Origin of the sequence: Streptomyces sp. BE303 (assembly GCF_036290945.1) — a bacterium.
Taxonomy (GTDB): Bacteria; Actinomycetota; Actinomycetes; order Streptomycetales; family Streptomycetaceae; genus Kitasatospora.
In genome coordinates, this window is sequence record NZ_JAQYWZ010000617.1 from 1 (window position 1) to 1007 (window position 1007).

Genomic DNA, 1007 nt, shown 5'->3' on the forward strand with positions numbered 1-1007 from the left:
CCCCGGCCGCACCGTCTTCGTCTTCCCCGGCCAGGGCTCCCAGTGGCCCGGCATGGCCGCCGCACTCCTCGACACCGAACCCGTCTTCGCCGAGAAGATCACCCAGTGCGAGAAGGCCCTCGCCCCACACGTCGACTGGTCACTCACCCGGCTGCTGCGCGACACCGAGCCGCTGGAGCGCGTCGACGTCGTCCAGCCCGCCCTGTGGGCGGTGATGGTCTCCCTCGCCGCGCTCTGGCAGCACCACGGCGTCCACCCCGACGCCGTCCTCGGCCACTCCCAGGGCGAGATCGCCGCCGCCGTCGTCGCCGGCGCCCTCACTATCGAAGACGGCGCCGCCGTCGTCGCCCTCCGCAGCCGGGCCCTCGACGCCATCGCCGGTGACGGCGGCATGGTCTCCGTCCGGCTCTCCGCCGAGCGGACCACCGAACTGCTCGCCCCCTGGGCCGACCGGATCTCCGTCGCCGCCTACAACTCCCCCACCACCACCGTCGTCGCGGGCGAGAGCACCGCTCTGAGGGAACTGCTGGCGGTGTGCGAGCGGGAGGGCGTCCGCGCCAGGAGCATCCCGGTCGACTACGCCTCGCACTCCCCGCACGTCGAGAAGATCCGCACCCGGCTGCTCGACGTCCTGGCCGACATCAGCCCGCAGGCACCGCGCATCCCGATGTTCTCCACCGTCACCGGCGACTGGCTCACCACCCCGCCCGACACCGCGTACTGGTACACCAACCTGCGCCAACCCGTCCTCCTCGCCCCGGCCCTCAAGACCCTCCACGAAACCGGCCACACCCACTTCGTCGAGACCAGCCCCCACCCCGTCCTGGTCCCAACCATCGAGGAGACCCTCGACACCGCCGTCACCCTCCCCACCCTGCGCCGCGACGAAGGCGACCGACGACGCCTCCTCACCTCCCTCGCCCACGCCTGGACCACCGGCCTCACCGTCGACTGGACCACCGCGATCCCCCGCGGCCGACGCGTCGAACTGCCCACCTACCCGTTCC

At 72.5% G+C, this 1007-nt stretch carries 1 protein-coding gene; it reads left to right on the forward strand.

The genetic code is table 11. The annotated features are described in order from the left end of the window. Nucleotides 1-1007: acyltransferase domain-containing protein (locus PUR56_RS14330; protein WP_329949186.1), on the forward strand; the 1007-nt coding region annotated here is incomplete at both ends.